The sequence below is a fragment of the Nostoc sp. KVJ20 genome, from assembly GCF_001712795.1.
GTDB lineage: Bacteria > Cyanobacteriota > Cyanobacteriia > Cyanobacteriales > Nostocaceae > Nostoc.
In genome coordinates this window covers 1-7970 of sequence record NZ_KV757685.1, presented here as the reverse complement: position 1 = coordinate 7970, position 7970 = coordinate 1, and the positions used below count along the sequence as shown (strand labels likewise).

Annotated in this window: 7 protein-coding genes; 6 read left to right on the top strand and 1 reads right to left on the bottom strand. The window is 45.3% G+C overall.

Annotated elements, in window-relative coordinates:
* Nucleotides 1–458 precede the first annotated feature (458 nt).
* The 4 genes from A4S05_RS28490 to A4S05_RS28475 are packed head-to-tail and all read left to right on the top strand — an operon-like array spanning nt 459 to nt 3182.
* Nucleotides 459–1337 (top strand): STAS domain-containing protein, encoded by an 879-nt coding sequence (locus tag A4S05_RS28490; protein ID WP_256091220.1) that lies wholly within the window; start codon nt 459–461, stop codon nt 1335–1337.
* Nucleotides 1338–1350: 13 nt separating this feature from the next.
* Nucleotides 1351–1788 carry an STAS domain-containing protein gene (locus A4S05_RS28485; protein ID WP_069073146.1) on the top strand — a complete coding sequence of 146 codons (438 nt, stop codon included), beginning with the start codon at nt 1351–1353 and terminating at the stop codon, nt 1786–1788.
* A complete protein-coding gene (locus A4S05_RS28480; protein ID WP_256091219.1) occupies nt 1727–2173 on the top strand; it encodes an anti-sigma regulatory factor in 447 nt (148 codons plus the stop codon). Before A4S05_RS28485 ends, A4S05_RS28480 begins: the two co-directional genes overlap by 62 nt.
* Before the next feature lies 1 nt (nt 2174).
* Nucleotides 2175–3182, top strand: a complete 1008-nt coding sequence (locus tag A4S05_RS28475) for an ATP-binding SpoIIE family protein phosphatase (RefSeq protein ID WP_069073144.1) — start codon at nt 2175–2177, stop codon at nt 3180–3182.
* Nucleotides 3183–3238: 56 nt separating this feature from the next.
* Here A4S05_RS28475 and A4S05_RS28470 read toward each other — a convergent pair whose 3' ends face one another.
* Entirely contained in the window at nt 3239–3610 is a 372-nt protein-coding gene (locus A4S05_RS28470; protein WP_069073143.1) for a four helix bundle protein, read from the bottom strand.
* A gap of 140 nt (nt 3611–3750) precedes the next feature.
* On the opposite strand from A4S05_RS28470, the gene A4S05_RS28465 reads away from it, so the two are divergent.
* Nucleotides 3751–5901: an ATP-binding protein gene (locus A4S05_RS28465; protein ID WP_069073142.1), complete on the top strand. Its 2151-nt coding sequence runs from the start codon at nt 3751–3753 to the stop codon at nt 5899–5901.
* Nucleotides 5894–7867, top strand: a complete 1974-nt coding sequence (locus tag A4S05_RS28460) for a hybrid sensor histidine kinase/response regulator (RefSeq protein ID WP_069073141.1) — start codon at nt 5894–5896, stop codon at nt 7865–7867. Before A4S05_RS28465 ends, A4S05_RS28460 begins: the two co-directional genes overlap by 8 nt.
* Nucleotides 7868–7970: the final 103 nt, after the last annotated feature.

Below are 7970 nucleotides of genomic sequence, written 5' to 3'. Positions count from 1 at the left end.
GGAACAGCGAATAGGTAACCGGGAACAGGGAAGAAGGAATAAAAGTGTACTGATTTTTTTTCAAACATCAAATACGCGTCCTATAGTAGAATTCCCAAAATTCAATAACTGTGTAACATTCCTCTATAGAATTTCAACTGATCGCCGCGATCCCTAGAACCGCAAGGCGGAATTAAAAATTAAAAATTAAAAATGAATACAGCATAAGGGTTTCGTTGATTTGGAATGATTGGTTTATTTACGCCGTGTTGTACTAGTGTGTTGACTTTGTACCTTTTTAGGGGTCAAAAATTCATGCACAATCCTTTCCAATCTAAGAGGAGTAAAATTTGCAGTGGGAAAAGTTATTCTTCGCATTTTTTAAGTAATGAGTAATGAGTAAATACCCATTACTCATTACTCATTACTCACTACTCATTTGATTTGGGGCTGAATCGTCATACACTGATTTTGAACTAATGAAAGCGGTTGCCCTCAAAGAAACGATGAGCGAAAGTAAGATATCAGAGATATTAGAAACCTTCGAGGCAGACTTGCTGTCGGAGTGGACTCAAGAACTAGCCACTGTGAATATTCGGAGAGGCTTGATTAAAGAAGCACAGCTAAAGGAGGAGTGCCGGGAATTCCTTAGTTTGTTTCGGATTGCCGTTGGGCAGGGCAACTTTACCAATATTCAGACAGCGACATGGCAAGATATGCGGGAGATGCTCAACAGCATTTCTCGATCGCGATCGCAAAATGGTTTCACACCCTCAGAAACGGCTACATTCGTCTTTTCGTTCAAGCAACCCCTCTTCAACCGAATGCGTCAGCAATTGAAAGACCCCATTGAGTTGGGTGAAAATATCTGGCTAGCCACAAACTTACTCGATCAGCTAGGATTGCTGACCATTGAAATCTATCAAAAGGCGCGGGAAGAGGTGATTTTGCGGCAGCAGGAAGAGTTAATGGAGCTGTCTACCCCAGTGGTTAAACTCTGGGAGGGAATTTTGGCATTGCCGATAATCGGTACTCTGGATAGTACCCGGACTCAAATGATGATGGAGTTGTTATTGCAGAAGATTGTCGAAACCAGTTCAGAAGTTGCCATTATTGATATTACCGGGGTTCCCACTGTCGATACCCTGACTGCTCAACATCTGCTCAAGACTATTACTGCCGCCCGTCTCATGGGAGCCGATTGTATGATCAGTGGCATTCGTCCTCAAATTGCCCAAACAATCGTCTATCTCGGCATTGATTTGACAAATGTAGTCACAAAAGCAACCTTAGCCGATGCCTTTCTGACGGCGCTAAAACGGTTGGGAACGACCATTACCCGCTCTCAATCCAAATAGCTGGAAGAAAGCAATGGAATGCATTCCTATACTTAAAGTGGGCAATTTTCTACTTGTGACAATCCAAGTAGATATGCACGATCACCTTGCCATGACGCTACAAGAAGACCTGACAAACCGCATCACTCAAACTCACCCTCACGGTGTCCTGATCGATATTTCGGGATTAGAGATTGTTGATTCTTTCATTGGTAGGATTTTAGCCAACATTGCCAGAATATCAAGGGTGCTGGATACTGAGACTGTTGTCGTCGGGATGCAGCCTGCTGTGGCAATTACTCTAGTGGAATTGGGGCTATCGCTGACGGGTATTCGCACTGCCCTAAACGTTGAAAAGGGTATGGCATTGTTGCGATCGCTTCCAGCGGGCGGGACGCCATCGTCATTCAATGAAACCACAAATCAAATCACTGCCACTAAATCGGGTGCAGATGATGATGGAGAAGACTGAAACGATTAACATTCAATCTTCTATAGATGTAGTTTTAGTTCGGCAGTCTGTGCGCCAGCTGGCCGTGGAAATTGGCTTTGGCTTAGTAGACCAAACTAAAATTATCACCGCCGCCAGTGAGTTAGCCCGTAATACCCTAGACTACGGAGGGGGCGGTACACTCAAGCTAGAAACGCTTCAGGAAGGGCGACGACGAGGACTCCGACTGACCTTTGAAGATCGGGGGCCGGGAATTTCCGATATCGAACTGGCGCTGAAGGATGGGTTCACCACAGGCAACGGCTTAGGTATGGGGCTGGGTGGTGCCAAACGACTTGCCAACGAGTTTGAGATTCAGTCTGTGGTGGGAGAAGGAACACGGATAATAATTGTACGATGGAAATAAAATGAGAGAATCTGTCGCCGTCACAATTACTGAATCTAGCCAAACTGGGGAAGCTAGACGGGTAGCGATGGCTTTAGCAACTCGGCTCGGTTTTCAAGAAACAGAACGGGGCAAGGTTGCGATTGTGGTGACAGAAATTGCGAACAATCTGGTACAGCACGCCCACGGCGGAGTCGTGTTGCTGCGATCGCTCAAGGAAGATTCCAGAGTTGGCATTGAAATCTTATCGCTAGATAAAGGACGGGGAATGGTCGATGTGGATGAGTGTTTGCAAGATGGCTTTTCCACAGCCGGAACCTTGGGCAATGGTATGGGTGCAATTCGTCGCCTTTCTAGTTTATTGGAAATTTACTCCGTTCCCAACCAAGGTACAGCCCTTCTCGCCCATATCTGGACAGACTCAGCACCCCATCAACCTGAGAAGATTTTAGAAATTGGAGCAATCTGTTTGCCCAAACAAGGAGAAGAGGTTTCAGGAGATACCTGGACATCGGAAGTCGATTGTTGCCGTAGTCTGTTGTTAGTAGCTGATGGTTTAGGGCACGGGCCTGCGGCTGCTTCTGCTGCTGACGCAGCCGTAAGAATCTTTCAAGAACATCATCATCGTTCTCCGGGTGCGATCGTCGAAGCTGCCCACGCCGCCTTGCGAAGTACGCGAGGAGCAGTACTTGCCATTGCCGAAATCGACTTTGAACAACAGTCTGTCCGCTTTGCTGGAATTGGCAACATCGCTGCTAGCATTTTCTCCTTTACTGAGCATCGTCATCTGCTATCTCACAATGGCACTGTCGGACATGAAATCCGCAAAATTCAAGAGTTTAGCTATCCCTGGTATGCCAACGGAATTTTAATTATGCATTCTGACGGATTAGGCGCTAAGTGGCAGATTGCTCGCTATCCCGGCTTGATGCAAAAACATCCCAGCCTGATTGCAGGTGTGCTATACCGAGACTTTTACCGAGAGCGGGACGATGTTACGGTGTTAGTTGCGAAAGGAATGGGCAGTTAAGGCTAATGAGTAATGAGTAATGAGTAATGAGTAATGAGTAATGAGTGGATTGTTTTTTATTTTTCTTTCAATTTGTTGATTGAAGTTGTTAATATTTTAATAATTCTTTCATTCTCTTCTATCAGATTTTGAAATTTTGATTTTGACACCAACTCCGATTTGATCATTATTTTTATCCAATAAATGGTTTCGTTGGCTTCCTTTAAGGCTATAGAATACTTATTGATAAAGTCTTTATTGGATTGTGCATATTTAGCTTCTGAACAGTTTGCACCTATTGATGTCCTGCTTATTAAAAATTGTTTAGACAAGATTTTACCAGCGTCGTCAAAAGGTCTTTTATTTAGCTCGGAATAAGCTTTAATAACTCTGATTGCAAAGTTTTCTGTTCTTTCTTGAATACTGATACTTACGTTATAATTAATCATGAGTAAAAAAAGAATGTGGTAATTCAACTTTACTTTATAAGTAATGGGTATTTACTCATTACTCATTACTCATTACTTATTACTTAAAGAACGCGAAAAATAACTAGAAGTTTAAGAATTTTGAATTGGAGCGAAGCAACTTGACAATCCTTTTGGCGATCGCCATTCAGTACGAACAGGATGTTGTGCAAGCTCGGCAACGAACTCGTGAGATCGCCGAGCAGTTGGGCTTTGATGTGCAAGATCGGGCGCGATTGGCAACGGCAGTTTCCGAAATTGCCCGTAATGCCTTTCAATATGCCCAAGACGGAACAGTTGAATTTTCTGTGGTAGGAGAGCCGCAAGCGTTTCTGATTCAGATTCAAGATCGGGGTGGGGGCATTCCTGATTTAGAGGACGTTTTGGCCGGACGCTACACCTCTGAGATGGGAGCGGGGCTAGGCATCATGGGCACTCATCGGTTGATGGATTTGTTTGAGATTGAATCGCTGCCGGGACAGGGAACAAAGGTAACAATCGGCAAAAGGTTGTCGAAACGCACACCTACTTTCACCGATTCGCAATTGCAGCAGATTCGAGAAATCATAATGGGGCGATCGCCTGAAAATCCCTATCAAGAAATTCAGCAGCAAAACCAAGAATTACTCCGGGCTATGGCAGAGCTACGGAAGCGCGAGGAAGAATTAAGCCAACTCAATCAAGAGTTGGAAGATACTAATCGCGGTGTGGTTGCACTCTATGCAGAACTAGATGAGAAAGCCAGTTCTCTGCAACAGGTAAACGATCTAAAAACCCGCTTTCTCTCGAATATGAGTCACGAGTTTCGCACGCCGCTCAACTCGATTTTGTCCCTCTCTCGGATGCTGCTAGCCCGGATGGATGGGGATTTAACTATCGAGCAAGAAAAGCAGGTGACATTCATCCAAAAGGCGGCGAACGGATTATCAGAATTGGTCAATGATTTGCTGGATTTGGCAAAGGTGGAAGCTGGAAAAATTGAAGTGCGTCCCAGTTCCTTTGAAGTGAGTGATTTGTTTGCCACGCTGCGGGGGATGCTACGCCCATTATTGGTTCAAGGTTCCTCTGTCACCCTAATTGTCGAGGAAGCTGAAGACATTCCACCGCTCTATAGCGATGAGGGCAAAATTGCTCAAATTCTCAGAAACTTTGTCTCAAATGCGCTGAAATTTACCGAGCGGGGAGAGGTGCGCGTCAGCGCTGTGCAAACGGGTCATACCATCACCTTCTCTGTATCTGATACGGGCATCGGCATTGCTCCTGGCGATGAAGAACGGATTTTTGAAGATTTTATGCAAATTGACTCCCCTCTGCAAAAGCAGGTGAAGGGAACCGGGTTAGGATTGCCGTTATCGCGCAAGCTAGCGGAACTACTTGGGGGCAGCATTTCGGTGAAAAGTCAGCTAGGTGAAGGCTCTACCTTTACAGCCTTGATTCCCATCGTCTACCCAAATGCCACCGAATTGACTACCGTACTGCAACCAATCGCATCAGTTGAGCTAACTCGCCTGCCCATTCTGGTGGTTGAAGATCATCCAGAAACCCTATTTATTTATGAAAAGCACCTTCAGGAATCAATCTATCAATTGATTGCTACCCGTACCTTAGCTCAGGCAAGGCTGGCCTTACAAAAACTTCGACCGACGGCGATTATACTAGATATTCTGCTGGAGGGGCAAAACGGCTGGACGTTCTTGCGAGAAATCAAAGGAGATGAAACAACCCGCACTATCCCTGTACTGGTTATTACCATTGTTGATAACGAGAAGCAAGCACTAGCGCTAGGAGCAAACGGTTTCCTAATTAAGCCGGTAGACAGATTGCCGTTGTTGAACAAACTTAATAGGCTAATTACTGAGAACAAGCCTCAAAAAGTCTTGTTAATTGACGATGATCCCGCCTATCGATATCTGGTGAAACAGTTGTTAATAAATACACCTTTGAGCATTTTAGAAGCCACGAATGGAAAACAAGGATTAAATTTGGCACAACGGGAGCAGCCAAACGCCATCGTGCTGGACTTGGAGATGCCAGAGATCGGCGGGTTTGATGTACTCAAGCAACTTAAAAACAATTCCGTCACTCAGTCGATTCCTGTGATTATTCACTCATCTGCTCAACTGGATGCAGAAGCGCAGAGCAGGTTAGCGGCGCAAAGTATAGCCATTGTTTCCAAAGAAATAGGCTCTCAAACTACGGCAATTGCCCAACTTCAAGATGCGCTCGTCAAAGCCGGACTCGTTCTAGAGGTTTCAGGGAAAAGTCATGTCTGAGCCACGGGTTACGATCCTGCATGTTGACGATAACGAAGCCAATCGTTACGTTGTTACCCGTATTTTGCAAAATGCAGGTTTTAGCGTCGTGGAAGCGGCAAATGGAGCAACAGGCTTAGAAGCTGTTGCAAAGTTTCAGCCTGACTTAGTAATTTTAGATGTCCAATTACCAGATATCAGCGGCTTTGAAGTCTGTCGCCAAATTAAGGCAAACCCGGAAACGGCTTTTATCCCTGTGCTACACCTTTCTGCAAGTTTTGTCCAAAGCCAGGATAAAGCAGAAGGCTTGGATAGTGGTGCCGATGCTTATCTGGTGCAACCTGTTGAACCAATTGAACTGCTTGCCACTTTGCGATCGCTGCTGCGAATTCGCCGAGCAGAGGAAGCTGCTTTGTCCTCAGCGCGAGAGTGGCAAATCACCTTTGACTCCATGAACGACGGCGTATCTCTGGTTGACGGTGAAGGGATAATTATGCGCTGTAATCGAGCGATGATGCAGCTTTTTAACAAGCCCTCCCACGAAATCTTAGGTTATGCCCACAATGAACTGATGGGCGCAAAATTGGGAATCGGCGATGGCACTTGTTTTCGCCGTGCGAAACAAAGTCACCAACGGGAAATTCTCGAATTCCAGTTCCAAGAACGCTGGTTTGCCAAAACTATTGACCCGGTACTTGATGGGGATGGGACTCTGACAGGGGCAGTTTTTATTCTGTCAGATATCACCGAACGTAAGCGAGCAGAAGCATTGCTCCATGAGCAAAACGATCGCCTCAATCAACTGATGATTTCTTTGCAGCAACAGACTGAACAAGCGGAGCAAGCTAACCGCATCAAAGATGAGTTTCTAGCAGTGCTGTCTCATGAATTGCGATCGCCCCTAAATCCAATTCTGGGTTGGGCAAGAATTCTACAAAAGAGTCATCAGGATGCAGCCAAAACTCAGTACGCTCTCGAATCCATTGAGCGCAACGCGAAACTGCAAGCACAACTAATCGAAGATTTGCTCGATGTGTCGCGTATTCTCCAAGGAAAGTTGAATTTAAACACAGTTCCAGTTGGTCTAAATTCTACCATCAAAGCTGCCCTTGAAACCGTGCGGCTGGCTGCTGAAGCTAAATCTATTCAGATTCAAACAATGTTTGAACCGAATGTTGGGCCAGTGTTGGGTGATTCTGGTCGTTTGCAACAAGTTGTTTGGAATCTACTTTCTAACGCGATTAAATTTACCTCACCCGGTGGTCGAGTAGAGGTGCGGTTAGAAACAATCAAGGATGAAGTAGATACTCATGCTGCGGAATATACTCAAATTACTGTCAGCGACAATGGTAGGGGCATCTCTGCTGAGTTTCTGCCCTACGTCTTTGACTACTTCCGCCAAGCCGATGGGACAACGACGCGAAAATTTGGCGGGTTGGGGTTAGGGTTAGCGATCGTGCGTCATTTGGTTGAATTGCACGGCGGAACTGTTCACGCAGACAGTCCTGGAGAAGGACAAGGAGCAGTATTTAAAGTTAAACTGCCACTGATCGCTACTTCAACATTGAATCAAGTTAATACAGCCGATCGCGATCGCTCAGATTTAAATCTCAATGGATTGCAAACGCTGCTTGTAGACGATGATAGAGATTCGCGGGAGTTTATTGCCTTTGTGCTAGAACAGTACGGGGCACAAGTGACCGAAGCAGACTCAGCACATGATGCTCTGAGCAATTTGATGCAAGCAAAATTTGATTTGTTAATTAGTGATATTGGTATGCCCGATATGGATGGCTATACCCTAATTCGTCAAATTAGAAACCAGTCACCCGATCAAGGCGGAGAAATTCCAGCGATCGCCCTGACTGCATATGCGGGAGAAATTGATCGACAACAAGCACTAGCCGCCGGATTTCAACATCATATTTCTAAACCAATTGAGCTAGAAGTATTAATACAGGCTATTTTGACGATAGTAACGGTTTAGCAACCTGAATTTTTTGATTGGGGAACTCCAAGAAATAAATTATCCAATATTGTGGAGTGGGCAACGGACTGGGCTATTGTGTCGCCACTGGTGTCAACTTAAG